This window comes from Mycobacterium sp. NGS18, assembly GCF_059813185.1.
The window spans coordinates 184,870-210,599 of the sequence record NZ_JCALEC010000002.1 but is presented as its reverse complement, the minus strand read 5'-3'; the positions used below and the strand labels follow the sequence as shown (position 1 = coordinate 210,599).

Here is a 25,730-nt window from a genome sequence, read left to right as displayed (position 1 = left end):
AACAGGAACCTCATACCAGATGAGGTCACGATAAGGAGAAGCAATGCAGCTCGCCCTTGCGGACGGATCCCTCGATCGCGGCTCCGCATCCGACGCTCGACCGACCACCCGCGCCAGCCTGGTAATGGCCGCCGGGGTCGCCCTGGCCGGCGCCGGCCTGATCGCCGTCAGCCCGGTAGCACCGTCGATCTCGATGGAGGCACACCAGGCTGCCGTGCAGCTCGCCAACACCACCGCTGAGAACCTCGACTACCTGACGGATCTGCTCAACCAGCCGAACCCGCTCACCACGGCCCTCGGCGACCTCGGCAGCTACTACAGCGAAGTCGCCCAGAACAGCTTCGCCGGGGTGCAGGATGGCCTCGAGATCATGTGGTCCGGTGGCGGCCGGGTCATCGGCCTGGAGAACCTGATCCCGCAGGTCACCGAGTTCCTCCAGCAGGGCGACACCCTCAGCGCCTGGAACCTGATCAACAACGACATGTTGTACAACATGAACAACATCTTCCAGCCGCTCTTCGACCACATCCCGCGCGGCGAGGACGTTGAGGTCCCCGGCGTGATGGGTATCGGCGCCGACATGACCCATGTTTGGGCGAATGTGCAGGAAGTCTTCGGCGACTTCAGCTTCTGGAAGACCACCGCCAAGTACTTCATCGAACCGCTTACCGGCTTCGCATTCGCGTTGTCGGAAAACGCGACCGGTGTACCCGACGGCATCGAGCACGTGGCGCAGGACCCGTTCGACGCACTGCTCAACGGCTACATCACCTGGGACTCCGAAACCGGCGAGAACACCGGCCAGTGGTGGGGCCTGCTCACCGAGCAGGGCACTGTCTCCTACTTCCTCGACTACCTGCCGAGCAAGATCGCCGAGGCGTTGACGATGAACCTGCCGGTGGACGACGTGGAGGTCCCGGTCGACCCCGACCTCGGCGCCTCGCTTGCCGACCCCAACCTGTTCGACCTGGACTGGCTCACCGGCCTCTTCAGCTAGCGGTACCACCGCCTGCGCCGTCGCGTGCAGGCAAAGGGCCGGGTTCGGGCGTCAGCCGTCCGAACCCGGCCCACAACATTGCCATTGACTAATGTCACCATTGGCTGTTGACTCGATCACATGATTCTCGGGCGATCGCCGAAACGCAGCCATGGAGCCTCCGCGGTCGTCACCGGCGCCGGCAGCGGCATCGGAGCCGCATTCGCCCGCGAACTCGCCCGCCGCGGCAGCGCCGTGGTCTGCAGCGACATCGATGACACCGCAGCGCAACGCACCGTCGACGCCATCGCCGCCGCGGGCGGACGTGCCACCGCTGCGCACTGCGACGTTTCGCAACTCGACGACGTCACCGCGCTGGCCGACGCCGCGCAGTCCTGGTTCGGACGCCCACCCACCCTGGTGATCAACAACGCCGGCGTCGGCACCGGCGGCCGGCTGATCGGGGAGATGTCGCTGGACGACTGGAACTGGACGCTGAGCATCAACCTGTGGGGCCCGATCCACGGCTGCCACGTGTTCACCCCGATCCTGCGCGAAGCGGGAAGCGACCACCCGCGCGGGATCATCAACGTCGCCTCCGCGGCCTCGTTCGGCGCCGCCCCGGAGATGGCCGCCTACAACGTCAGCAAGGCCGGGGTGCTGTCACTGTCGGAGACCCTGGCCGCCGAGCTGTCGGGCACCGGAGTCGGCGTGACCGTGCTGTGCCCGACGTTCGTCAAGACCAACATCGTCGAATCCGGCCGCAGCACCGCACGATCCAGCGACGCCGCGAACCGGTTGATGCGCTGGACCGGAATCTCCGCCGCCCGAGTGGCCCGGGACTGTCTGAACACCCATGACCGCGGCGGCTTGTACTGCATGCCGCAACTCGACGCGAAAATCGGTTGGAACGTCAAACGATTGGCGCCCGAGACGTTCACCCGCACCATCGGGCTGGCGTTCCGGGCTGGTGCGGCACTGGCCGAAAAAGCCGACTGAAGGAGAGTCAGATGGCTATCGACATGGACGTCATGCTCGCCAAGATCAAGGACCGGCAGTGGGCGCTGGCCGACATCGACTGGGACGCACCGGGAGCCGAGCTGATCCGGCCCGAGATGGTGCCCAAGCTCAAGAAGTTCATGGCCGACCTGTGCTGGATCGAGAACGTCGGCGCTCGCGGCTTCGCGGCCATGGCCCGCAAGGCGCCCACCAAAACGCTGGCCGAGATCTATCGGTACTTTCACGCCGAGGAGCAGCGGCATGCCAACGCCGAGCTGGCGCTGATGAAGCGCTGGGGCATGCTCGAGGACGGCGAAATCCCCGAGCCCAACGTCAACATCCGGATGGCGATGCAGTGGCTCGACGACTACTCCGACGACCTGCCGCTGTCGGTGCTGGGCACCGTCATCCCGATGCTGGAGGTGGCACTCGACGGAGCACTGCTCAAGTTCCTGCTCGACGAGGTCGACGACCCGGTCTGCCACCAGGTGTTCGAGAAGATCAATAACGACGAATCACGCCATATCGCCGTCGATTTCGAGGTGCTGGAGCTGATCGGACACGCCGACGCCCGCCGGCTGGCCATCGAGTTCGTCGGCACCGTCGCCTCCCCGTCTCTGATCGTCGGCGCGCTGATCTCGATTCCACTGCTCAACCGGATCCGCAACGAGATCATCGGCATGGGACTGGATCCCCAGCGGCTCTACTCGGCACTGATGCGCTTCCAGCAGTTCGGTGAACGCGGCGAACACACCCGGCGGGTGCCGGCCTACCAGGTGGTCAAGCGCTACTCGAACTGGTTCGCCAACCCCGACAGTCCCTATCATCTGCTGGCCAATCCCGCGGCATGGCTGTCGGGCTACTACCCCAAGCGGCTGCTCAAGCCCATACCGAGCTGGTTCAAAGAGCTCACCCACGAACCGGCGGCCTGACGTGGCCCGTGCACACGTCTATCAGACGCTGATCGTGGGTGCCGGATTCTCCGGGATCGGTGCGGCGATCAAGCTGGCCGAAGCCGGAATCGGCGACGACGAGATCGTGATCCTGGAGCGCAGCGACCGGGTCGGCGGCACCTGGCGCGACACCCGCTATCCCGGTGCGGCATGCGACATTCCATCGCTGCTCTACTCATTCTCGTTCGTCGCCAACCCGGGCTGGTCGCGGGCGTATCCGTCGGCCGGCGAGATCTATCAGCACATTGAGGACATGGTCGACCGGTTCGGCCTGCGCCGCCACATCCGGTTCAACACCGAGGTGACCGGACTGGCGTTCGACGAGCAGGCTGGCGTGTGGGCCGTCACCGCCGGGCGCAAGAAGTTTCGGGCTCGCACCGTGGTGCTGGCGTCAGGCCCGCTGCCCGATTCGAGTTTTCCGGCCATCCGCGGCCTGGAAACCTATGCCGGCCACAAGATCCACAGCGCACGCTGGGATCACGACTACGACTTCACCGGTAAGAAGGTCGCGGTCGTCGGCACCGGCGCCAGCGCGGTGCAGATCATTCCGGAACTGGTCGAGCGGGCCGGTTTCGTCAAGGTCTTCCAGCGCACCCCGGGCTGGGTGATCCCGCGGTTGGATATCGCCATGCCCGCGGTGGTGCAAGAGCTGTTCGCGAAAGTGCCTGCCGCCCAGCAGCTTGCCCGCCAGGCACTGTTCTGGGGACACGAAGCCAGTGCCACGGCGCTGGTGTGGAACACCCCACTGAGTGGCTTGGTGGCCCGACTCGGGAAAGCCCACTTGCGCGCGACCGTCAAGGATCCGTGGCTGCGTCGCCAGCTCACGCCGGACTTCACTCCGGGCTGCAAGCGCATGCTGATCTCCAGCGACTACTACCCCGCCCTGCAGCGCGACAATTGCAAGCTCATCGACTGGCCGATCGCCACGATGAGCCCCGCCGGCATCCGCACCAGCGACGGGGTGGAGCACCACCTGGACGCCATCGTCTTCGCCACCGGCTACGACGTGCATCTGACCGGCCCGCCGTTTCCGGTCACCGGGCTGGCCGGCAGATCGCTGGCCGCCGACTGGAGCGGCGGCGGCCAGGCGTTCAAGAGCATTCAGGCGCACGGATATCCGAACCTGTTCTTCATGACCGGCCCCAACTCCGGCCCGGGCCACAACTCACTGCTGGTGTATGTCGAAGGCCAGCTCGACTACGTGGTACGCGCCGTCAGCGCCATCCGCACCGCGGACCTGCGCTACCTCGACGTCCGCGAAGACGTGCAGCGCCGCCACAACGACCAGCTCCAGCGCCGGCTGCGCAAGACGACCTGGATGTCGGGCTGTCGCAGCTGGTATCTCACCGAGGACGGCTTCAACGCGTCGATGTACCCGGGGTTCGCGACGCAGTATCTTCGGCAGATGCGCACCTTCCGGCTCGCCGACTACCACACGGTGGCATGACCGCACCGGATCGTCACCTCAAGGCCGACTCCATCGCCGGCGTACTGGCGAACCTGCGCAAGGTTCCCCGCCGGGTGCGGCGCGAGTCCCGCGAGGTGATCGAAGCCGCGGTGACCCAGCTGTTCGAAGTCGTGGTGCGCCACCCGGGCGGCAGCACGGCGTCGCGCGAATACCGGATCGACGATCTGGCCCGGATGGCCGGCACCACCACCCGCAACGTCCGGGTCTACCGGGACCGGGACCTGTTGCCGCCGCCGCGGCGGGTCGGCCGGGTGGCGCTGTTCAACGACACGCACCTGACCCGGCTGCGGCTGATCACCTCGATGCTCGACCGCGGCTACACGATCGCGCACGTCAAGGAGATGATCGGCGCCTGGGAGCAGGGCAAGGACCTCGGCGACATCCTGGGCCTGGAGAGCGCCGTCGCCGGCACCTGGACCACCGAGCGGCCCCACACCATGCCGCGCGCCGACGCCGAGCGGCTGATCGACGACCCGCAGGCGCTGCGCCGGCTGGTGGAACTCGGGTTGATCCGCCTCGACGGGGCCGACGGCTCCCGAGCCACCATCACCCGGCCCAAGCTGATCGAGGCGTTCAACGAGATCCGCGGCTACGGCATCGGCGTCGACAAGCTCATCGACCTCTACGAGCAGACGCTGCCCCATATCGACGCGATCAGCCAGCTGCTGGTGCGCGCCGGCGCCGAGCATGTGCTCACGCGAGTGCAGCCCGGTGCACCGCTGCCGGCCGACACCGAGATCGCCGAGTTGATCGGCATGCTGGTCCGGTTTCGCACCCAGGCTGTCGCGTCGGTGACCGCCACCCTGGCCTCGTCGATCGAGTCGACCATCGAGTCAATGGTCACCGGCCTGCTCGCCGAGTCCCTGCAGCACTGAGGCCGCGCTGAACCGCCGGGCTTGATGCGGCGGTCCCAGCTTCGCCTCTCCTCCGTCGAGGCTCGCTGAACCGCCGGGTTGATGCGGCGGTCCCAGCTTCGCCTCTCCTCCGTCGAGCCTCGCTGAACCGCCGGTCAGGCCAGGGCGAGAAACAGCTTCTCGAGCTCGTCCTCGGTCAGCGGAGCATTGCCGCTGCCGGACTGGCCGGCGAGGCATTCGCGCAGCCCGCTGGCCACGATCTTGAAACCCGCCCGGTCCAGCGCACGCGAGACCGCGGCCAGCTGGGTGACCACATCCTTGCAGTCGCGGCCGCTCTCGATCATCGCGATCACCCCGGCGAGCTGGCCGTGCGCGCGGCGCAACCGGTTCAACACTGACTTGACGCTGTCGTCGTCGCCAACCACATGAGCTCCTCTCCACCAAAGAGCCACGATACCCGCCGGGGTATCACCGCGCCGGGAAGGCGGTTCAGCGGCGCGCGATCAGATACGGCGCCAGCGTCGCCAGCTTCTCGCAGGTCTCCTCGAATTCCCGTTCCGGACGCGAGGCGTCGATGACGCCCGCCCCCGCCCGCAGCCAGGTCCGCCCGTCTTGCTCGTAGGCAGCCCGCAGCGTCAACGCGGCGTCCAGCCCGCCGTCGGCCGAAAACATCACCACCGCGCCGGAGTACAGACCCCGCGGACACTCGTCGAGCCGCAGGATGGCCTCGATCCCCGGCGCTTTCGGGATGCCCGAGGCGGTGACCGCCGGAAACAGCGCCACCAAAGCGTCCATCCGATTCCGCGCGGGATCCAACCGCCCCGACACCGTCGAGCCCAGGTGCTGGACGCTGCCGCGCTCGCGCACCGTCATGAAGTCGGTGACCGCGGCGCTGCCGGGTTCGGCGACCTCGGCGATCTCCTCCATCGAGGTACGCACCGAGATCGCGTGCTCCACGATCTCCTTGGCGTCGGATTCCAGCTCGGCGCGAACCGGCCCGTCGACCGCGGGATCGCCGCTGCGCGCCCGCGTCCCGGCCAGCGGCTCGGTGACCACCACGCCGTCCTCACGCACTTCGGCCACCAGTTCCGGACTGTAACCGAGCGCTCGAATACCGCCGAGCCGCAACAGAAACGACCGGGCCGGGGTGTTGTGTCGCCGGCCCAGCCGATAGGTCGAGGGGAAGTCCAGCGTGAACGGCACGTCGACGCAGCGCGACAGGATCACCTTGCGGTAGGCGCCGGCGCAGATCTCGTCGACCGCGGTGGCCACCCGGCCGCGATAACCGGCGGCGTCGGCATCTACCGCGATCCGGGACGGGTCGGCGAGCGCCGGGACGCCGTCAGCCAGCAGCTGCTCCAGCACCGCGGCCTCCCGGTCACCGGCACCGAACATCTCGACCTTCGCGGCGGTGACCACGATCCGGGTCCGGGGCCAGAACACCCGCGCCAGCGCGGTTCCCGGCGCCAGCCGATCCTGCAGCCCGAAGCGGTAGGTACCGAACTCGAACGCGACCCAGCCGAACACCTGCTCGGCCTCCAGCAACAGCCGGTCGACAGCTTCGCCGAGCACCACGGCTGGGTGGCCGCGCCAGTGCTGGCGTTGCACCACTCCGTCGCGGATGGTGCGCAACTCGTCGCTGTCCAGCTCGACGGCAGCGCGCACGCCCATAGCCAGCGTCCAGCTTCCGCACCGCTCGTAGAGCAGGTATTCCTCGCCATCGCGTTCCGGCAGTGCGGCCGCCAGGGCCGCCGCGAGGTCGGCCGGCCCGACGCCCGGCGGCAGCGGCACCGACAGATTTTCGGACGCTGTTTCGACACCGAGCTCGGACACGATTAGTAAATGTAGCCTAACCTACAAACTGACGTCCTCCCCGGCCCGCTAATCCGCTGCCGCAGGGCCTTGAGCAGCGATGCCGGTGATCGTTCGGCCGCAGAGCCCGCGATGGTGATGTGTTACGGGCGTTCACGATTCGGTATCGGTCGTCACACAAGGGTTGGCAACGAGGCCATCGGTATGAAATATGGAGGCATGCTAAGTATTCGAAAGCTCGTGGGTTCGATGTTCATAGCGACAGCCGCGGCGGCGATCGCCGTCGCACCGACCGGCGTGATGGCGATGAGCGCACCGGCGGTTGTGGCCCAACCGCACGGCGCCGGGGGCCCCGACGGCAACGGCGGCGGCAGCGGCTGCGGCCACGACGCCGGCTGGCAAGGCTGCGGCGGTTTCATTCCCGGCCAGGGCGGCTTCGGCCACGGCTGCATCGGCGGAGTCTGCGGCAGCTGGGACGGCGGCCGCGGCTGGTTCAGCGGCTGACCTGCCGCAAACGTCGCCGCTCACCGGCAGGGTGTGTGCCCGCCTTAGAGCGACAACTTCCGGCAATTCCGGCACTCCACAACAGTTGTCGCGCAGAGGCGGGCACACACCACATGGTCGAAATTCCTGCAGCGACTCATCAGCCCGTCGCGAACCCCTCTGCCCCGGGCTACCCCAGCAGCGAACGCACCACCGCATCGGCCAGCAGCCGGCCCCGGTCGGTCAGCACCAGGTGGTCGCCATCGCTGCGCAGTAGCCCGTCGCTGACCGCGACCGCGGCGCGCTCCCGCTCACCGGCATCCAGCACCGCCAGCACCAATCCGTCGCGCATGCGCAACCGCAGCATCACGTCTTCGGTGTGCCGGTCGGACTCCGAGAGCTCCTCGAAGCCCGCGACCGGCAGCGTCCCCTCCCCCAGGAGCTGCGCATAAGCGTTGGGGTGCTTGACGTTCCAATAGCGCAGGTCGCCGTCATAGCTGTGCGCCCCGGGGCCGGCCCCCCACCACCGGCCACCGCCCCAGTAGCCCAGATTGTGGCGGCAGGCCGCGCCCGGCCGGCTCCAGTTGGACACCTCGTACCAGTCCATCCCGGCGGCACGCAGGGTGGTGTCGACCAGTTCGTAGCGGTGCGCCAGCACGTCGTCGTCGGGAGCGGGCAGTTCCCCGCGCCGCACCCGACGGGCCAGCGCGGTGCCCTCTTCGACGATCAGGCTGTAGGCCGAGAGGTGATCGACGCCTGCTTCCAGCGCGGCGTCCACCGAGCGCAGCAAATCGTCGTCGGTCTCGCCGGGCGTGCCGTAGATCAAGTCGATATTGAGGTGCTCAAAACCGGCGGCGCGTGCCTCGCGGGCGGCGGCCACCGGGCGCCCCGGCGAGTGGATGCGGTCCAAGGTGGCCAGCACCCGCGGCGAGACCGACTGCATCCCCAGCGACACCCGGGTGTAGCCGGCGGCGCGGATCGTGTCGAAGAACTCCGGCGACGTCGACTCCGGGTTCGCCTCGGTGGTGACCTCGGCGTCCTCGGCCAGCCCGAAGTGCTCCCGCACGTGGTCGAGCACCAGCGCCAACCGCGCGCCGCCCAGCAGCGACGGCGTGCCCCCGCCGACGAACACGGTGTCGGCGCGCGGGCCGCCCAGCCGGGCGGCGGCGAGCTCCAGTTCGCGGGCCAGCGCCGCCACCCAGGCGTCCGGGTTGGCGCCGCCGAGCTCCGCCGGGGTGTAGGTGTTGAAGTCGCAGTAGCCGCACCGGGTGAAACAGAACGGCACGTGCACATACACCCCGAACGGGCCGTCGTGGTTGCGGCGGACCTCGGGCAGCGCCACCGCGGTCGGGGTGAGCGTCATGGGGTCCGATCCTCCCACGGCTCGCCGGGCGGTGCAGGAGGCCTCAGTCGGCCCGAACCTGAAGCCCGTCGGCTTCGTCGAACAACGCCGACAGATAGTGGGTCAGCGATCCGACCGGGGCCGCCCCGGCACCCGCCGTGGCCGAAGCGCCCCGGGAGGAACAGGTCGGCCAGGCACCGGGCCCCTGCTCGGCCATGATGCGTTTGGCGACGGCGATCTGCTGCTGCGGGCTGGCCTGCGATGGCAGCCCGACGCCGCCGTTGGCGTCCCAGGTTGCCGCGCTGATCTGCAGACCGCCGTAATCGCCGTTACCGCTGTCGGCTGCCCAGTTTCCGCCCGATTCGCACTTGGCGATCGCTTCCCAGTTGATCGGATCGGCGTTGGCCGCGGCGGTCAGTTCGGCGCCGATCAGGAGCACCCCGGCGGCCAGCACTGTGAATTTCCTCATACCAGCTCCACCTTGCTGGCCAGCCAGCGGCCGTCGACCTTGTCCATGGTCATCCGGATCCGGCTGCGGTCCATCACCGGTTCGGGATTGTCGGCGTTGCGCACCGCCTGGTTGACCAGCAGCACCACTACGGCATGGCTCCGGTCCGCGGATTTGATCACTGCTTCGCCGACGTGGCCGCGCGCGGTTGCCTTGTTGTCGATCAGCAGCTGACGCAGCCTGGCACCCGATCGGGTGTGCATTTGGCTGAACTCACCGGTCGACCCGTCGGCGATGCCGGCGAAGTTACGGTCGACGTCGTCGGCGTCGATGTTGGTCAGCCGCAACGCGTATGCCTCGGCGGCCTGAAGCGCCTGCTCGCCTGCGAGATGGGTTTCGTAGTGCTGGACGGCCAGCCATCCGCCACCGCCCACCGCAGCCACCAATGTTGCGATCGCCAGCCAGCGCCGCAGCACGGCGCGTCCGTTGGCCCGCGGGGGCGGTTCGGGCGCCGGGGGCGGTTCCCACAGCTCCCAGCCGAAGTCGACGACACTCACCTGGCCCACCCGCCTTCCGATTGCGGCCCTCCCGTCCCGACCGCCTCGCCGTCGGGCCCCAAATGAGTTTTGCGCACGCTGATCACAACTTTGCGCCGGTAAGGAAGATTTTCGGCATCCATGGCATAATCGGCCGCGTGACTGCCGCCTACTGCACCGCATCCGGGGTTGCCTTGGTGGCTCGGCGGCACATCGATCTCAAGCGGGTTTGCAGCTGTCGCTGTCTGCCTTGATGTCGTAGAACCGCCCACCTGTATCTTCCAGCTGGCCGCCGGATCTGCGCCGCCGGAGTCAGTCGCCGGTTACCCGCGCTCCATCCCGCCAGCTCCTTTGTGTAAGGAGAATCGATGACCACCACTCCGTCCGCTCCGGCGAGCAGGGCCAAGCGCAGTGAGGCCCAGTGGGCGCTCGGCGAGACCGAACCGGTCAACCACAACGAGCAGTTCAAGCAGGACGACCCGGCCCTCAACGTGCAGGCCCGGATTATCGAGGTCTACTCCAAGCAGGGCTTCGACTCCATCACCAAGGACGACCTGCGTGGCCGGTTCCGCTGGATGGGCCTCTACACCCAGCGCGAACAGGGCTACGACGGCACCTTCACCGGCGACGAGAACGCCGACCTGCTGGAGGCCAAGTACTTCATGATGCGGGTGCGCTGCGACGGCAAGGCGCTGTCGGTCGCCGCGATGCGCACCCTGGGCGAGATCTCGCAGGAGTACGCCCGCGGCACCGCCGACATCTCCGACCGCAACAACCTGCAATACCACTGGATCGAGATCGAGAAGGTTCCCGAGATCTGGGACCGGCTGGCCGCGGTCGGGCTGCAGACCATGGAGGCCTGCGGCGACTGCCCGCGCGGGATGCTGGGCTCACCGCTGGCCGGGGAGTCCCTCGATGAGGTGCTCGACGCCTCCCCCGCCCTCGACGAGATCGTCCGGCGCTACATCGGCAAAGCCGAGTACGCCAACCTGCCGCGCAAGTACAAGACCGCGGTGTCGGGTCTGCAGGACGTCGCCCACGAGATCAACGACATCTCCTTCATCGGCGTCAACCACCCCGAACACGGCCCCGGCCTGGACCTGTGGGTGGGCGGCGGCCTGTCGACCAACCCGATGCTGGCCCAGCGCCTCGGCGCCTGGGTTCCGCTCGACGAGGTGCCCGACGTCTGGGAGGCCGTCACCCGCCTGTTCCGCGACTACGGCTACCGCCGGTTGCGCTCCAAAGCCCGGCTGAAGTTCCTGGTCAAGGACTGGGGACCGGAGAAATTCCGGGAAGTTCTCGAAACCGAATTCCTGGGCCGCAAACTGATCGACGGGCCGGCCCCCGCCCAGCCCACCGCGACCATCGACCACGTCGGGGTGCAGAAAACCCGCAACGGCCTCAACGCGGTCGGGGTGGCCCCGATCTCCGGACGGGTCAACGGGGCGACGCTGCTCAAGGTCGCCGAGCTGATGGAGCAGGTCGGCTCCGACCGGGCCCGGTTCACCCCGTACCAGAAGCTGATCATTCTCGACGTCCCCGACGAGAAGCTCGACGGGCTGCTCACCGAGCTCGACGCGCTGGGCCTGCCGGCCAACCCGTCGGCGTGGCGACGCAACCTGATGGCGTGCACCGGGCTGGAGTTCTGCAAGCTGTCGTTCGTCGAGACCCGGGTCCGCGCGCAGAGCCTGGTCCCCGAGCTCGAGAAGCGCCTCGAAGACCTCAACGCCCTACTGGACGTGCCGGTCACCGTCAACATCAACGGCTGCCCGAACTCGTGTGCCCGAATCCAGGTGGCCGACATCGGGTTCAAGGGCCAGATGATCGACGACGGCAACGGCAACTCGGTCCCCGGCTTCCAGGTTCACCTGGGCGGCAGCCTGGGCGCCGACAGCGGTTTCGGCCGTAAACTGCGCCAGCACAAGGTGTTCAGCTACGAGCTCGGCGACTACATCGATCGGGTGGTGCGCAACTTCATCAAGGGCCGCAACGCCGGTGAGCGATTCGCGCAGTGGGCGGTGCGGGCCGACGAGGACGACCTGCGATGAGGCCCCACGACGAAGCGGAGTTGCGTGAGCTGGCCGCCCGCGGCGCGGCCGAGCTCGACGGCGCCGGCGCCACCGAACTGCTGGAGTGGACCGACGCCAACTTCGGCGGGGTGAACGGCCCGCGCGGCGGCGCCACCTGTAACTACGTGGTGGCCTCCAATATGGCCGACGCGGTGCTGGTGGATCTGGCGGCCAAGGTCCGCGCGGGGGTTCCGGTGCTGTTCCTGGACACCGGTTACCACTTCGCCGAGACCATCGGCACCCGCGACGCGGTGGAGGCGATGTACGACATCTCGCTGGTCAACGTCACCCCCGAGCAGACCGTGGCCGAGCAGGACACCGCGCACGGCAAAGACCTGTTCGCGTCCAATCCGGCGATGTGCTGCCGGCTGCGCAAGGTCGAGCCGTTGGCCCGCACGCTGCGCGGCTACTCGGCATGGGTGACCGGGCTGCGCCGGGTGGAGGCGCCGACCCGCGCCAACGCCCCGCTGATCAGCTTCGACGAGCAATTCGGCCTGGTGAAGATCAACCCGATCGCCGCCTGGACCGACGAGGAGTTCGACGCCTACATCGCCGCGAACAATGTGCTGGTCAACCCGCTGATCGACGAGGGGTACCCGTCGATCGGCTGCGCACCGTGCACGGTCAAACCGGCCGCCGGCGCCGACCCGCGCAGCGGACGCTGGGCGGGGCTGACCAAGACCGAATGCGGGTTGCACGCCTCGTGACCACGCTAGTCTTGACCGCGCACGGCAGCCGGGATCCGCGCTCGGCTGCCAACACCGAGGCGATCGCCGGCCACGTGCGCCGGGTGGCACCGGAGTTCACGGTGCGGGTGGCGTTCTGCGAACACAGCACGCCCGGCCTGCGCGACGTGCTGGGCGAGGTGCGCAGCGCCGACGACGACGTGGTGGTGGTCCCGTTCCTATTGGCCAGCGCCTATCACGCCCGCGTCGACATCCCGGGAGTGATCGCGCAGTCCGGGGCCGCCGTGCAGGTGGCGCCCACCCTGGGCGAGGACGACCGGCTGGTGCAGGTTCTCGGTGAGCGGCTCAGTGCGGCCGGGGCATCCCGTTTCGATTCGGAGCTCGGCGTGGTGGTGGCCGCGGTGGGTTCCTCGCACGCTGCCGCCAACGCCCAGACCGCCCGCGTCGCCGCGCCGTTGTCCCGCGGAACCCGTTGGGCCGGAGTGGAAGTCGCCTTCGCCACGCAGGGACCGTCGGTTCCCGAGGCTGTCGAGCGCCTGCGGGAACGCGGGGCCACCAGGCTGATGATCGCGCCGTGGTTCCTGGCGCACGGCAGGATCACCGACGGGATCGCCGCCTATGCCGCGGGCGCCGGAATTCCGATGGCCGAGCCGCTCGGTGCGCACCGCCTGGTGGCGGCGACCGTGCTGGACCGGGTGGAGGCGGCACTCACCGCGCGTCACGCCGCCGCCTGACGCGCCGAGATTGCAGCGTTACGCCGGCACCGGCGCGTCCGCGACGGGCGCGTCCTTCAGCGGCGGTATCCGGGTGGCCCGCACGTAGACGGTGTCCCCCTCTACCAGCGACAGCGCCTCGGCGTCACCGCGGGTGATCTGGGCGGTGAACGGCACCTTGGTGGCGGCGTTGGTCAGCTCCACCCGCACCTCGAAGCCCAGTGTCACCACCCGGTCGACCACCGCACGCAACACGCCAGTGGACTCTGCGGTGCCGTCGGCGTTGGCCACCGCCATCTCGGGGGTGCGTCCCACCCGGATGTCGTGCGGGCGCACCAAGGTGCCGTTGAGCGAGGACACCGCACCGAGGAACGACATCACGAAGGCGTTCGCCGGGGCGTCGTAGACCTCGGTCGGGGTGCCGAGCTGCTCGATGCGGCCCTGATTGAGCACCGCGATCCGGTCGGCGACGTCCAGCGCCTCGGCCTGGTCGTGGGTGACCAGCACCGTGGTGACGTGCACGTCCTCGTGCAACCGGCGCAGCCAGGCCCGCAGGTCCTCGCGGACCTTGGCATCCAGCGCACCGAACGGCTCATCGAGCAGCAGCACCTGCGGATCCACCGCCAGCGCCCGCGCCAAGGCCATCCGCTGGCGCTGCCCGCCGGAGAGCTGATTGGGGTAGCGGGTCTGAAAACCGCTGAGCCCCACCACTTCCAGCAGGTTGTCGACCTTCTCCTTGACTTCGGACTTGGGCCGCTTGCGGATCTTCAGCCCGTACGCCACGTTGTCGCGCACCGTCATGTGCTTGAACGCCGCGTAGTGCTGGAACACGAATCCGATGCCGCGCCGCTGCGGGGGCACCCCGGTGACGTCGACGCCGTTGATGGTGACGGTGCCGCTGTCGGGGTGGTCCAGGCCGGCGATCGCCCGCAGCAGGGTCGACTTGCCCGAGCCGCTGGGGCCGAGCAGCGCGGTGAGCGAACCGGACGGCACGGTGAAGTCGACGTTGTCGAGGGCGACGAAGTCGCCGTAGCGTTTGTTGGCTCCCCGGACGGTGATCGCGTCGCTCATCTGCTTCCCTTTCCGGCCCGCCGCATGTCGAGCACCACCTGAACGATCAACACCAGTACCGACACCGTCATCAGCAGTGTGGACAGGGCGTAGGCGCCGTACTCGGCGCCGCGGTTGTAACGGTCGGACACCAGCAGCGTCAGCGTCTGGGATTTGCCGGGCAGATTCGACGACACGATCAGCACCGCGCCGTACTCGCCGAGGGTGCGCGCCACGGTCAGCACGATCCCGTACGTCAGACCCCACCGGATCGAGGGCAGCGTGATCCGCCAGAACGTCTGCCACCAGCTCGAGCCCAGCGTCGCCGCCGCCTCCTCCATGTCGGTGCCCAGTTCGTGCAGCACCGGTTCGACTTCCCGGATCACGAACGGCAACGTGACGAAGATGCTGGCCAGCACGATGCCGGGCAGACCGAAGATGATCTTGAAGCCCCAGTCGTTCTCCACGAAGCCCAGCAAGCCGGCCGAGCCCCACAGCACGATCAGCGCGACGCCGACGACCACCGGCGAGACCGCGAACGGCAGGTCGATGATCGCCTGAAGTGCGCCCTTGCCGCGGAATCTGTTGCGGGCCAGCACCAGTGCCGTCGGAATGCCGAAGATGACGTTCAGCGGCACCACGATCGCCACCACCAGCAGCGACAACTGCAGCGCCGAGATCGCCGCCGGGGTGGAGATGTAGGCGAAGAACTGCCCGAACCCGGGCGCGAAGCTGCGCCACAGGATCAACGACACCGGAACGATCAGCAGCAGGCCGATGTAGGCCAGCGCCACGAACCGCAGCAGGTAGCGGACTTTCGCCGACGGAGTCATGCCGACCGCTCCTGCCGCTTGGTCACCCGCGCACCCAGCAGCCGCAGCGCCAGCAGCACCAGGAACGAGATACCGAGCAGCACCAGCGAGATCGCGGCGGCCCCGGTGGGGTCGTCGTTCTCGATCAAGGTGCGGATCCACTGCGAGGAAACCTCGGTCTTGCCGGGCACCGCCCCGCCGATCAGCACCACCGAGCCGAACTCGCCGATCGCCCGGGAGAACGCCAGGCCCGCCCCGGTCAGCAGCGCCGGGGTCAGCGACGGCAGGACCACGGTGCGAAAGACCGTCGCCCCGGAGGCGCCCAGCGACGCGGCGGCCTCCTCGACCTCCCGATCGATCTCCAGCAGCACCGGTTGCACCGCGCGCACCACAAACGGCAACGTGACGAACGCCAAGGCCAAGCCCACGCCCCAGGCGGTGTGCTGCAGATGCAGGCGCACCGGGCTGGCCGGGCCGTACAGCGCCAGCATCACCAGACTGGCCACGATGGTGGGCAACGCGAACGGCAGGTCGATGATCACGTCGAGGAAGCGCTTGCCGACGAAGTCGTCACGCACCAGCACCCAGGCGATCAGCAGTCCGAACACCAGGTTGACCACCGTCACACCGGCGGCGATCGTCAGCGTCACCCGGAAGGACTCCAGCGCCGCGTGCGAGGTGACCGCCAGCCGGAACGCCTGCCAACCTCCGCCGGCGGCCTGCCAGGCGATCGCGGCCAGCGGCGCCAGCACGATCAGCGACAGCCATATCACCGCGGCGCCCACCCGCAGCGAGACGCCTTCGCGCCGGAACCCGGTGTGCACCGGCGGTCCGCCCTCACCGGGCCGGGTCGCCTCGGTGACCACAATGGCCGTCATCCGGTGACCCGGGTGTAGATCTTGGTGATGGTGCCGCTCTCCTTGTCGAACAGGCCGGTGTCAACGACGTCCCACCCGCCGAGATCGGCGATCGTCCAAAGCTTGTCCGGTGCCGGGAACTCCTCGCGGAACTCGGCCGCGACGCCCGGGTCGGCCGGGCGGAAGCCGGCCTGCGCCCACAGGCGTTGCGCGGCGGGCGTGTACTGGAAGTTCTTGAACGCGGTGACGGTCTCGAGATTCCGGCTGGAGCTCACCACCGCCAGCGGGTTCTCGATCTTGAAGGTCCGCGACGGGTTCACGTGCTCTACCGGCTTGCCCTTGCGCTCGACGGCGATCGCCTCGTTCTCGTAGCTGATCAGCACGTCGCCGCTGCCCTGCAGGAACACGTCGGTGGCCTCCCGCCCCGAGCCCGGGCGCAGCTTCACGTGATCGCTGACCAGCTTGTCGACGAAGTCCAGGCCGGCCTGCGGATCCTTGCCGCCTTCGCTCTTGACCGCGTAGGGAGCCAGCAGATTCCATTTGGCCGATCCGGAACTCAGCGGGCTGGGGGTGATCACCTCGACGCCGGGTGTCAACAGGTCGTCCCAGTCCTTGATGTGCTTGGGATTGCCCTGCCGCACCACCAGCGTCACCACCGAACCGAACGGGATGCCCTTGGTGACGTCGGCGTTCCAGTCCTCGGCCACCTTGCCGGCCTTCACCAGCCGGGTGATGTCGGGCTCCACCGAGAAGTTCACGATGTCGGCGGGTTTACCGTTGGCGACGCCGCGAGACTGATCCCCCGAGGCGCCGTAGGAGGTGACGACCTGCACGTCAGCACCGTCCTCGGTGGCGTAGAAGGCCGGGATGACCTTGCTCCAGCCGGGTTCGGGAACCGCGTAGGCCACTAGCGTCAAGGTGGTGCTCGCGCCGGAGTGTTCGGCACCGCCGACCACGTCGCTGGGGCCGCCGCCGCACCCGGCGAGCAGAACAGCGGCCAGCGCTAGCGCGGCGCCTCTGGCGGTGTGAAGCATTGGTGACCTTTCAGTGCAGGGCTGAGGAAATTCGGTCCCGTCGCTTCGCGAAGATGGTTGCCCAGGGATTACCTGCCGGGCATTACGACTTCAAAGCGTCGACGGGCGGGTGTTCAGCGACAACAGTGCACGTCGGCCACAGCGCAATTACCCACGGCAATGAGTGCCAAGACATAGCACTCGTGATTACCGGACGCTGCGAACATGCCGGGAAGCGTAACAGAACCGCGGCATGAACCCCGCGGTTCAGCGAGGCTCGACGGAGGAGAGCCGAAGCTGGAACCGCGGCATGAACCCCGCGGCTCAGCGGGTCAACAGCCAGCTGACGATCACCAGCAGGATCAAAGCGACCAGAATCAGTGTCACCTGCGAGCGCGGCATCAGCGCACCCCGCCGTCGTCGTGCCGGGCCCGTCGCAGCACCCGGATGCCCTGGGCCAGCGCAGTGTCCAGCACCAACGCCAGGCCGTACGCCAATGCCAGCACCACCGGCATCACCACCGCGGTCTGGACGACGAAACCGAGCCCCGACAGCCACAGCTCAACGCCATCCCACCAGCTCAGGAAGCCAACCATCCGGACCACTGTAGCGGCGATCGCAAGTTCGGCGAAGCCGGGCGAATGGGGCACTGCCGTTGCCGTATGCGCACGGCCCGCGGAAACCACGAACGGGCGGGTCAGGTGGACGTGCGCCGAGCCGCCAGCGATGATGTCGGAATGGTCCTGCACACCCCGCCGGGCGATGCACCCGACAAGACCGCTCCCGAAGCTACTGGAAAAACCCTCGACGTTCCTGCTCCCAAGACCCCGCCGCTGTCGGCCACCGCGCCGGTGCCGTACTCCGCGACGCCCGGGCAAGTCCGTAACTCGTTTCCCCCGATCGCCGACTACGCGTTCCTGTCAGACTGCGAGACCACCTGCCTGATCTCGGCGGCCGGCTCGGTGGAGTGGATGTGCGTGCCGCGGCCGGACTCACCCAGCGTCTTCGGCTCGATCCTGGACCGCAGCGCCGGGCACTTTCGGCTCGGGCCCTACGGGGTTTCGGTGCCCGCGGCGCGGCGCTACCTGCCCGGCAGCCCGATCATGGAGACCACCTGGCAGACCCACACCGGTTGGCTGATCGTGCGCGACGCGCTGGTGATGGGCAAGTGGCACGACATCGACGCGCGCTCGCAGACCCACCGGCGCACCCCCACCGACTGGGACGCCGAGCACATCCTGCTGCGCACCGTGCGCTGCGTCAGCGGAACCGTCGAGCTGACCATGAGCTGCGAGCCGGCCTTCGACTATCACCGCACCAGCGCCACCTGGGAGTACTCGGCCAACGCCTACGGCGAAGCGATCGCGCGGGCCCGGCACAACCCGGACGCCCACCCCACACTGCGGTTGACCACGAATCTGCGGCTGGGTTTGGAAGGCCGGGAGGCCCGTGCCCGCACCCGGCTGACCGAGGGCGACGACGTCTTCGTGGCGTTGAGTTGGTCGAAGCACCCCGCGCCGCAGACCTACGCCGAAGCCGCCGACAAGATGTGGAACACCACCGAGTGCTGGCGGCAGTGGATCAACATCGGCAACTTCCCCGACCACCCGTGGCGGGTCTACCTGCAGCGCAGCGCGCTGACGCTGAAGGGGCTGACCTATTCACCGACCGGGGCCCTGCTGGCCGCGTCCACCACGTCGCTGCCGGAAACACCGCAGGGCGAACGCAATTGGGATTACCGCTACGCCTGGGTGCGGGATTCGACGTTCGCGCTATGGGGCCTTTACACCCTGGGGCTGGACCGCGAGGCCGACGACTTCTTCTCCTTCATCGCCGACGTGTCCGGCGCCACCAACGGCCAGCAGCGTCCCCTGCAGGTGATGTACGGCGTCGGCGGAGAACACGAACTCGCCGAAGAGGAACTCGAGCACCTGTCGGGCTACGACAACGCCCGCCCGGTGCGGATCGGCAACGGCGCCTACAACCAGCGCCAGCACGACATCTGGGGCACCATGCTCGACTCGGTCTACCTGCACGCCAAGTCCCGCGAGCAGATTCCCGAAACGCTGTGGCCGGTGCTCCAGCGTCAGGTCGAGGAGGCGATCGACCACTGGCGCGAGCCGGATCGCGGGATCTGGGAGGTGCGCGGCGAACCGCAGCACTTCACCTCGTCGAAGGTGATGTGCTGGGTGGCGCTGGACCGCGGCTCGAAGCTGGCCGAGTTGCAGGGCGAAATGTCCTACGCCCGCCAGTGGCGAGCGATCGCCGAGGAGATCAAGGCCGATGTGCTGGCCAACGGGGTGGATTCGCGCGGCGTGCTGACCCAGGTGTACGGCAAAGACGCCTTGGACGCCTCCCTGCTGCTGGTGGTGCTCACCAGGTTCCTGCCGGCCGACGATCCGCGGGTGCGCGCCACCGTGATGGCGATCGCCGAAGAGCTCACCGAGGACGGTCTGGTGCTGCGCTACCGCACCGAGGAGACCGACGACGGACTGTCTGGCACCGAGGGCACCTTCACCATCTGCTCGTTCTGGCTGGTCTCGGCGCTGGTCGAGATCGGTGAAGTCAGCCAGGCCAAGCATCTGTGCGAGCGGCTGCTGTCGTTCGCCAGCCCGCTGCACCTCTACGCCGAGGAGATCGAGCCCCGCACCGGCCGGCACCTGGGCAACTTCCCGCAGGCGTTCACCCACCTGGCGCTGATCAACGCCGTCGTGCACGTGATCCGTGCCGAGGAGGAGGCCGACTCCACCGGGGGTTTCCAGCCCGCGAACGCCCCCAATTAGGGGCGGCTCGGTCCGGGTCAGCCGCTGAGGTTGCGGATCTTGTCCAGCATCGCGCGCGCCATATCGGCGGCCGTGGTGTCCCCCGGCGGTGGGGCGTCGGCGTGGTCATCCTCGCCGACGAACCAGAACACGTCGACGTCGACGATGCAGTTCACCCGCGCGGCCACCGCACGCGTCACCCGCAGGCCCACCTCGTCGTCGACGGTGGTGCGCACCGTGGCGGTGAGCACCGTGTCGCCGGTGGAGACATCAGTGATCTCCCCGCTGGCGTCGCTGCCCTCGCCGTGCCGGATCACCGTGACCCCGTCGCACTGGCCCCACTGCTGGGAGAACTTCTCGAACAGCGCGTCGGCGTCGGCGGCACTGGCCAGTGCGATCACGGCCTCGCCCACCCCGGTCAGCGACGAGTCGCCGGCAGCCGAAGTGCTGTCCCAGAACTCGTGGGCGACGTCTTGGACGCCGGCCGCGCCGTAGACACTTTTCTGGCCGCCCACCGCGGCGCCGACGCAATCCTCCGGTTCCGCTTCGTCCCAGGCGTCGGGCAGCTCGTCGACGCCGCCGAACCGCGGCGGCAGGGAGGGGTCGCTGCGGAAGGGCTGACCGACCAGCTTCGACAGCTCGGAGTCGTCGAGTAACACCTGCCGGACCGCCATTCCGGTCACCGGTGTCGGAGCCAATCCCGGTGCGGGCCTGACCGTTCCGGACACCACCGTGGTGCAACCGCCGGTCAGCAGCACGACCGCCGCCGCGCCGGCTGCGATTGCGCCTGCCCGGGCGGCCACTACTTCTTGGCCTTCTCCCCGGCAGCACCGCCGCTATCGGTAGACAGTGCCGCGACGAACGCCTCCTGCGGCACGTCGACGCGGCCGATGGTCTTCATCCGCTTCTTGCCTTCCTTCTGCTTCTCGAGCAGCTTGCGCTTCCGGCTGATGTCACCGCCGTAGCACTTGGACAGCACGTCCTTGCGGATGGCCCGAATATTTTCGCGGGCAATGATTTTCGACCCGATCGCGGCCTGTACCGGCACCTCGAACTGCTGGCGCGGGATCAGCTCCTTGAGTTTGGTGGTCATCTTGTTGCCGTAGGCCGAGGCCGAATCCTTGTGCACGATCGCACTGAAGGCGTCGACGGCCTCGCCCTGCAGCAGGATGTCGACCTTGACCAGGTCGGCCTCCTGCTCGCCGGCCTCCTCGTAGTCCAGGCTGGCGTAGCCGCGGGTGCGCGATTTCAGCGAGTCGAAGAAGTCGAAGATGATCTCGCCCAGCGGCATCGTGTAGCGCAGCTCGACGCGTTCGGGCGAGAGGTAGTCCATGCCGCCCAGCTCGCCGCGCCGGGACTGGCACAGTTCCATGATGGTGCCGACGAACTCGCTCGGGGCGATGATGGTGGTCTTGACGACGGGCTCGAAAACGTTGCGGATCTTGCCTTCCGGCCAGTCCGAGGGGTTGGTGACCAGCATTTCAGCGACCTCGTCGCTGCGGCCTTCGCGGATCACCCGGTAGACGACGTTGGGCGAGGTGGAGATCAGGTCCAGGTTGAATTCGCGCTCGAGGCGTTCCCGGGTGATCTCCATGTGCAGCAGGCCCAGGAAGCCGCAGCGGAAGCCGAAGCCCAGTGCCACCGAGGTTTCCGGCTCGTAGGTCAGGGCGGCGTCGTTGAGCTGCAGCTTGTCCAGGGCGTCGCGCAGGTTCGGGTAGTCCGAGCCGTCCACCGGGTAGAGCCCGGAGTAGACCATCGGCTTGGGTTCGCGGTAACCGGTGAGCGCCTCGGTGGCGCCGTGTCGGGAGGTGGTGACGGTGTCGCCGACCTTGGATTGACGCACGTCCTTCACACCGGTGATCAGGTAGCCGACCTCGCCGACGCCGAGCCCCTTGGTGGCTTTGGGTTCCGGGGAGACGATGCCGACTTCCAGCAGCTCGTGGGTGGCGCCGGTGGACATCATCGCGATCTTCTCGCGCGGGGTGATCTTGCCGTCGACGACACGGACGTAGGTGACCACGCCGCGGTAGATGTCGTAGACGGAGTCGAAGATCATCGCCCGGGTGGGCGCGTCGGCATCGCCGGTGGGCGGCGGCACCTGCTTGACGACTTCGTCGAGCAGCTCGGCCACGCCTTCGCCGGTCTTGCCGGACACCTTCAGCACATCCTCGGGTTCGCAGCCGATGATGTGGGCCAGCTCGGCGGCGTAGCGCTCCGGATCGGCGGCGGGCAGGTCGATCTTGTTGAGCACCGGGATGATGGTCAGATCGCGATCGAGCGCCAAATACAGGTTGGCCAGGGTCTGGGCTTCGATGCCCTGGGCGGCGTCGACCAGCAGGATGGCGCCCTCGCAGGCCTCCAGCGCGCGGGACACCTCGTAGGTGAAGTCGACGTGGCCGGGGGTGTCGATCAGGTGCAGGACGTACTGCTCGCCGTTGGCCGTCCACGGCAGCCGGACATTCTGGGCCTTGATGGTGATGCCGCGTTCGCGCTCGATGTCCATCCGGTCCAGGTACTGGGCCCGCATCGACCGGTCGTCGACGACGCCGGTGAGCTGCAGCATCCGGTCGGCCAGCGTGGATTTGCCGTGGTCGATGTGGGCGATGATGCAGAAGTTCCGTATCTGCGCCGGCGCGGTGAAGGTCTGGTCGGCGAAACTGCTGATGGGAATCTCCTGGTGAGCGGGTGGTGCGGCGGTGCTGCCTACTGTCTACTCAGGGTAGCGAGGCAGCCGCTGCAAAACGAAACCCCCGGAGGCGCCGGGGGCCTCCGGGGGTTTGCGTGCTTACGACGATTTAGACCTCGATCGCGCCCAGGCCGAAGTAGCCCAGGAGGTCGTTGAACCCGAGCTCGAAGTAGTCACCGGCCTGCGCCCAGCCGTCGCCGGATGCCGCGGCAGCGGTGGCGATCTCCATCGCGGCATTCCCGCCGAACAGCGCACCGCTGTCCCAGTCGAGGTTCTCGCCGTCGTTCATCAGCGCCCACAAAGCAGTGTTGCTGCCGTTGTTGAACTCCATCAGCGCGCCGTTGAGCAGGCTAAAGGACCCCGAGTCGCCTGACGACATCTCGTCTTCCCAGTTCACGCCGTACAGCAGCTGGCCGAACGCCGCTTGCTCCAGCAAGTCGGCGTGCGAGATGGTGGCGAACGGGTAGGTCTCGGTGGGCGCGACGACGTCGTCCTTGGCGCCCGTGAGGTCAGCACCGGTGTTGAAGAGCCAGTTCATCGAGGCCTGCTGGCTCTTGACGATGTTGCTCCAGTCGAAGGGGTCGGGGGTTTCGTCAGCGGCCGCCAGCGGCGCGAATGCGAATGCCGCTCCCGCGGCGAAGCTGCCGATGATACCGATCTTGCGAATGTTCATGGTTTCTATTGCCTTTCAGATGTCCCACCGGCGAGCGGGTGGCCCCACCGGATGCTCCCCCAGCACCGTCCGCTGCAAAGCTCCCCAAAGCTAACAGATACCTGTGATCAAGCGCAAGCGAACATTCACTTCTCCATCGAGAATGAGATGGTTTGGCGAAGTTCTCCCAGGTAAATCGGGTCCGAGAGCAGCAACCGTCGGTTCTTAGGGGACCTAAGCCAGCGCGTCACAAAATTGCGTTCGCCGACGCCGTCCGCCCGCCGCAGCACGCGGAGGCCGCGACAAAACGAAGCCCCCGGAAGGGACCTTCCAGGGGATTCGATCCTCAGCTGTGACTACGAGCCGAAGATACCGAAGTATCCCAACAGGTCACCCCAACCGAAGTTGAAGTAGTTCGCGGCCTCTTCCCATCCACTGGTGGCGTTGTTGGCAATGTCCATCGCGCTGCTCCCACCGAACAGGTCACCGCTATCCCAGTCGAGCACACCGCCGTTGTTCGCCAGCGCGAACAGCAGCGAGTTGATGCCGTCCTCGAATTGGACCATCGAGCCGTTGAACACGTTGTACGCACCGGGGTCGGAGGCGAGCCCGGCCGTTATCGGGTTCAACCCGTAGACCAGGAAATCGAAGGGGGTAGGAGTTACACCGTCACCCTGCACCGTCGCTACGTCCTCCGGCTTGATGAAGTCGAAGCCCTGCGTATTGGTATCGACGTCGCTGGAGGGGACCCCAGCGAGAAAGGTATCGGTCCCGAAGAGGAAGTTCATCGACCCGATCTCACTAGCCACGATGGGGTCCAGCGGGTCGGTTACGGCAGATGCCAAGGGCGCCAATGCGAATGCGGCGCCGGCCGCGAGGCCGCCGACCACGGCGATTTTGCGGATGCTCATAATCAATGCCTTTCAGATGTCTACTGCGACCGGAAACCTACCGCGGATTCCCCTCAGCGCTGCGGCTGAAATCCCAAGGGGCCATGCCGGTTTCACTAGTGCCGTTGCCGGCCGAACTTTGCGTCAAGATGCGTAACCCCATATACCTCTTGATAGCCGTGGCTGGACGGCGGAGGGCGACAGATCGGACGCAGGATGAATAACTAATCCCCTCCCCAAATCACTCCTCGGGGACCGACAACCAGCATCAAATCAACCCGGACGGTGGAAACCCCTCGTCACCACAACATCCCACCGTCCAGAAGCCCCCGTGTTAACGAATATTCTCGAACCGTACGCCGCTACGCTTCACGGGACAACACAAGTGGCACATCAGTTTTCGTACAGGTTCCTGTGCGCTTTGTTTACCCCCGCGTCAAGAAAATTCAGGCCTGGCCGGGCCGCCAACCGTCCGGCACACGGCTGTTCCAACCCTGATTCGCCTATGCTGCGATCATGGCTTCCCCGCGGAAGAGCCCCTGGCAGACGGTGCAGCGTTTCGCGGAAAACCTGGTGTTCAACGAAGCTCCACGGTTCATCCGCCAACTCGAGCAGGCTCCGCTGGTGCAACAGCGCATCCAGCGGGGCATCGAGCAGGGCATCAAGATCGGCCTCGAGGTGCTCAGCGGCGCGGCGTCGGAGCCGTCGCCGGCGATCCCGGCGGGCCGGCCGGTCACCAACAGCAGCGTTCCCAGCGCGCACCGCGCGCGGCGCCTGGTCTACGCGCCTGACCTCAACGGCCGGGCCGACCCGGGCGAAATCGTCTGGACCTGGGTGGCCTACGAGGATGACCCGGACCAAGGCAAGGACCGGCCGGTGCTGGTTGTCGGACGCGACCGCAGCATGTTGCTGGGGCTGATGTTGTCCAGCCAGCCGCGCCACGCCGACGACACCAACTGGCTGGGCATCGGCGCGGGCAGCTGGGATGAGGCCCACCGGCTCAGCTGGGTGCGGCTGGACCGGGTGCTCGACGTGCCCGAGGAGTCGATCCGGCGTGAGGGCGCCATCCTGGAACGCACGGTGTTCGAGGTCGTGGCCGCCCGGCTGCGCAGCGACTACTCCTGGAGCTGACCGGCCTGACGATCGCCGCTAGCCCTGGCTGATGTAGGAGCGCAGCTGCGCGTGCTCGGCCTGCAGCTCCTCCATCCGCGACTTCACCACGTCACCGATGCTGACGATCCCGGCCAGCCGGCCGTCTTCGAGCACCGGTATGTGACGCGCCCGGTGCTCGGTCATCAGCATGCTGACTTCGTCGGCGGTGTCGGATTTGGTGCAGGTCGCCACCAACTGGGTCATGATCGCCGACACCGGCCGCGCCAGCATGCTCGCGCCGTGGACGTGCAATTGGCGGACCACATCCCGCTCGGAGGCCACCCCCTCCAGGCCGTTGGGTCCGATCACCACCATGGCGCCGATGTTGTGCTCGGCCAGACCCGCCAGCAACTCCATGACGGTGGCATCCGGATGGATGGTCACCACCGCCGCGCCCTTGTTCCGCAATACATCCGCGATCCGCATAAAAGCCTCCCGCCGCAGTGATCTGCTTCACACCAGGCTAGGCCATTTGCCGCGGATGCGGGGCGGTGATGTTGAAACTCCACCGCGGCGT

28 protein-coding genes are annotated in these 25,730 nt (G+C 67.6%); 12 read left to right on the top strand and 16 right to left on the bottom strand.

Annotated elements, in window-relative coordinates; all coding sequences use genetic code 11:
- Window positions 1-43 precede the first annotated feature (43 nt).
- The 5 genes from AC5Y31_RS04600 to AC5Y31_RS04580 all read left to right on the top strand — a co-directional run bounded on the left by AC5Y31_RS04600 (window position 44) and on the right by AC5Y31_RS04580 (window position 5,271).
- Window positions 44-997, top strand: coding sequence for a hypothetical protein (locus tag AC5Y31_RS04600; RefSeq protein ID WP_065024873.1), 954 nt, complete (start codon window positions 44-46; stop codon window positions 995-997).
- 120 nt (window positions 998-1,117) lie between these two features.
- On the top strand, window positions 1,118-1,975 hold the full coding sequence (locus tag AC5Y31_RS04595) for an SDR family NAD(P)-dependent oxidoreductase (RefSeq protein WP_499978395.1): 858 nt from the start codon (window positions 1,118-1,120) through the stop codon (window positions 1,973-1,975).
- Window positions 1,976-1,986: 11 nt separating this feature from the next.
- On the top strand, window positions 1,987-2,907 hold the full coding sequence (locus tag AC5Y31_RS04590; protein WP_065024871.1) for a reductase: 921 nt from the start codon (window positions 1,987-1,989) through the stop codon (window positions 2,905-2,907).
- Window position 2,908: 1 nt separating this feature from the next.
- Entirely contained in the window at window positions 2,909-4,375 is a 1,467-nt protein-coding gene (locus tag AC5Y31_RS04585; protein WP_499978390.1) for a flavin-containing monooxygenase, read from the top strand.
- Window positions 4,372-5,271, top strand: coding sequence for a MerR family transcriptional regulator (locus AC5Y31_RS04580; protein ID WP_065024869.1), 900 nt, complete (start codon window positions 4,372-4,374; stop codon window positions 5,269-5,271). Before AC5Y31_RS04585 ends, AC5Y31_RS04580 begins: the two co-directional genes overlap by 4 nt.
- 134 nt (window positions 5,272-5,405) lie before the next feature.
- Here the strand turns inward: AC5Y31_RS04580 and AC5Y31_RS04575 are convergent, their stop codons facing one another.
- Window positions 5,406-5,675 (bottom strand): metal-sensitive transcriptional regulator, encoded by a 270-nt coding sequence (locus tag AC5Y31_RS04575; protein WP_065024868.1) that lies wholly within the window; start codon window positions 5,673-5,675, stop codon window positions 5,406-5,408.
- A 64-nt stretch (window positions 5,676-5,739) separates the two neighbouring features.
- Window positions 5,740-7,083 (bottom strand): salicylate synthase, encoded by a 1,344-nt coding sequence (locus AC5Y31_RS04570; protein ID WP_499978386.1) that lies wholly within the window; start codon window positions 7,081-7,083, stop codon window positions 5,740-5,742.
- 228 nt (window positions 7,084-7,311) lie between these two features.
- On the opposite strand from AC5Y31_RS04570, the gene AC5Y31_RS04565 reads away from it, so the two are divergent.
- Window positions 7,312-7,566, top strand: a complete 255-nt coding sequence (locus AC5Y31_RS04565; RefSeq protein ID WP_408632458.1) for a hypothetical protein — start codon at window positions 7,312-7,314, stop codon at window positions 7,564-7,566.
- Between the two features lie 169 nt (window positions 7,567-7,735).
- On the opposite strand, the gene hemW is transcribed toward AC5Y31_RS04565, so the two are convergent.
- The 3 genes from hemW to AC5Y31_RS04550 are packed head-to-tail and all read right to left on the bottom strand — an operon-like array spanning window position 7,736 to window position 9,892.
- Entirely contained in the window at window positions 7,736-8,908 is a 1,173-nt protein-coding gene (gene hemW / locus AC5Y31_RS04560; RefSeq protein WP_499978383.1) for a radical SAM family heme chaperone HemW, read from the bottom strand.
- 43 nt (window positions 8,909-8,951) lie between these two features.
- Window positions 8,952-9,356, bottom strand: coding sequence for a transglycosylase family protein (locus AC5Y31_RS04555; protein WP_065024865.1), 405 nt, complete (start codon window positions 9,354-9,356; stop codon window positions 8,952-8,954).
- Complete coding sequence (locus AC5Y31_RS04550) at window positions 9,353-9,892, bottom strand: Rv1363c family protein (protein ID WP_499978380.1); 540 nt, start codon at window positions 9,890-9,892, stop codon at window positions 9,353-9,355. Before AC5Y31_RS04550 ends, AC5Y31_RS04555 begins: the two co-directional genes overlap by 4 nt.
- Here AC5Y31_RS04550 and AC5Y31_RS04545 point away from each other — a divergent pair.
- The 4 genes from AC5Y31_RS04545 to AC5Y31_RS04530 all read left to right on the top strand — a co-directional run bounded on the left by AC5Y31_RS04545 (window position 9,781) and on the right by AC5Y31_RS04530 (window position 13,360).
- Window positions 9,781-10,125: an Ms4527A family Cys-rich leader peptide gene (locus AC5Y31_RS04545; protein WP_428844333.1), complete on the top strand. Its 345-nt coding sequence runs from the start codon at window positions 9,781-9,783 to the stop codon at window positions 10,123-10,125. The genes AC5Y31_RS04550 and AC5Y31_RS04545 overlap by 112 nt on opposite strands.
- Before the next feature lie 114 nt (window positions 10,126-10,239).
- Window positions 10,240-11,919: a nitrite/sulfite reductase gene (locus AC5Y31_RS04540; protein WP_499978376.1), complete on the top strand. Its 1,680-nt coding sequence runs from the start codon at window positions 10,240-10,242 to the stop codon at window positions 11,917-11,919.
- Window positions 11,916-12,647: a phosphoadenylyl-sulfate reductase gene (locus AC5Y31_RS04535; protein ID WP_065024863.1), complete on the top strand. Its 732-nt coding sequence runs from the start codon at window positions 11,916-11,918 to the stop codon at window positions 12,645-12,647. The genes AC5Y31_RS04540 and AC5Y31_RS04535 overlap by 4 nt, the downstream gene beginning before the upstream one ends.
- Window positions 12,626-13,360 carry a sirohydrochlorin chelatase gene (locus AC5Y31_RS04530; RefSeq protein WP_065024862.1) on the top strand — a complete coding sequence of 245 codons (735 nt, stop codon included), beginning with the start codon at window positions 12,626-12,628 and terminating at the stop codon, window positions 13,358-13,360. Before AC5Y31_RS04535 ends, AC5Y31_RS04530 begins: the two co-directional genes overlap by 22 nt.
- An 18-nt stretch (window positions 13,361-13,378) precedes the next feature.
- Here AC5Y31_RS04530 and AC5Y31_RS04525 read toward each other — a convergent pair whose 3' ends face one another.
- From AC5Y31_RS04525 to AC5Y31_RS04500, 6 genes are all read right to left on the bottom strand, one after another.
- Complete coding sequence (locus AC5Y31_RS04525; protein WP_065024861.1) at window positions 13,379-14,410, bottom strand: sulfate/molybdate ABC transporter ATP-binding protein; 1,032 nt, start codon at window positions 14,408-14,410, stop codon at window positions 13,379-13,381.
- Window positions 14,407-15,222 carry a sulfate ABC transporter permease subunit CysW gene (gene cysW, locus AC5Y31_RS04520; protein ID WP_065024860.1) on the bottom strand — a complete coding sequence of 272 codons (816 nt, stop codon included), beginning with the start codon at window positions 15,220-15,222 and terminating at the stop codon, window positions 14,407-14,409. Before cysW ends, AC5Y31_RS04525 begins: the two co-directional genes overlap by 4 nt.
- Window positions 15,219-16,079, bottom strand: a complete 861-nt coding sequence (cysT, locus tag AC5Y31_RS04515; protein WP_065024859.1) for a sulfate ABC transporter permease subunit CysT — start codon at window positions 16,077-16,079, stop codon at window positions 15,219-15,221. The genes cysW and cysT overlap by 4 nt, the downstream gene beginning before the upstream one ends.
- Window positions 16,076-17,092: a sulfate ABC transporter substrate-binding protein gene (locus AC5Y31_RS04510; protein WP_065024858.1), complete on the bottom strand. Its 1,017-nt coding sequence runs from the start codon at window positions 17,090-17,092 to the stop codon at window positions 16,076-16,078. Before AC5Y31_RS04510 ends, cysT begins: the two co-directional genes overlap by 4 nt.
- Window positions 17,093-17,205: 113 nt before the next feature.
- Window positions 17,206-17,298, bottom strand: coding sequence for an Ms4533A family Cys-rich leader peptide (locus AC5Y31_RS04505; protein WP_428844332.1), 93 nt, complete (start codon window positions 17,296-17,298; stop codon window positions 17,206-17,208).
- Between the two features lie 174 nt (window positions 17,299-17,472).
- Entirely contained in the window at window positions 17,473-17,667 is a 195-nt protein-coding gene (locus AC5Y31_RS04500) for a hypothetical protein (protein ID WP_499978362.1), read from the bottom strand.
- A 141-nt stretch (window positions 17,668-17,808) separates the two neighbouring features.
- On the opposite strand from AC5Y31_RS04500, the gene AC5Y31_RS04495 reads away from it, so the two are divergent.
- Complete coding sequence (locus AC5Y31_RS04495; protein ID WP_065024884.1) at window positions 17,809-19,854, top strand: glycoside hydrolase family 15 protein; 2,046 nt, start codon at window positions 17,809-17,811, stop codon at window positions 19,852-19,854.
- Window positions 19,855-19,871: 17 nt separating this feature from the next.
- Here the strand turns inward: AC5Y31_RS04495 and AC5Y31_RS04490 are convergent, their stop codons facing one another.
- The 4 genes from AC5Y31_RS04490 to AC5Y31_RS04475 form a co-directional block, all read right to left on the bottom strand.
- A complete protein-coding gene (locus AC5Y31_RS04490) occupies window positions 19,872-20,636 on the bottom strand; it encodes a sensor domain-containing protein (RefSeq protein WP_499978361.1) in 765 nt (254 codons plus the stop codon).
- Window positions 20,636-22,504, bottom strand: coding sequence for a translation elongation factor 4 (lepA, locus tag AC5Y31_RS04485; RefSeq protein ID WP_499978966.1), 1,869 nt, complete (start codon window positions 22,502-22,504; stop codon window positions 20,636-20,638). The genes AC5Y31_RS04490 and lepA overlap by 1 nt, the downstream gene beginning before the upstream one ends.
- A 124-nt stretch (window positions 22,505-22,628) precedes the next feature.
- Window positions 22,629-23,192 (bottom strand): hypothetical protein, encoded by a 564-nt coding sequence (locus AC5Y31_RS04480; protein WP_499978359.1) that lies wholly within the window; start codon window positions 23,190-23,192, stop codon window positions 22,629-22,631.
- Window positions 23,193-23,527: 335 nt separating this feature from the next.
- Entirely contained in the window at window positions 23,528-24,082 is a 555-nt protein-coding gene (locus tag AC5Y31_RS04475) for a hypothetical protein (protein WP_499978357.1), read from the bottom strand.
- A 495-nt stretch (window positions 24,083-24,577) separates the two neighbouring features.
- Between AC5Y31_RS04475 and AC5Y31_RS04470 the strand changes: the two genes are divergently transcribed.
- Window positions 24,578-25,192, top strand: a complete 615-nt coding sequence (locus AC5Y31_RS04470) for a type II toxin-antitoxin system PemK/MazF family toxin (protein WP_065025646.1) — start codon at window positions 24,578-24,580, stop codon at window positions 25,190-25,192.
- Between the two features lie 18 nt (window positions 25,193-25,210).
- On the opposite strand, the gene AC5Y31_RS04465 is transcribed toward AC5Y31_RS04470, so the two are convergent.
- Complete coding sequence (locus tag AC5Y31_RS04465) at window positions 25,211-25,639, bottom strand: CBS domain-containing protein (RefSeq protein WP_065025647.1); 429 nt, start codon at window positions 25,637-25,639, stop codon at window positions 25,211-25,213.
- Window positions 25,640-25,730: the final 91 nt, after the last annotated feature.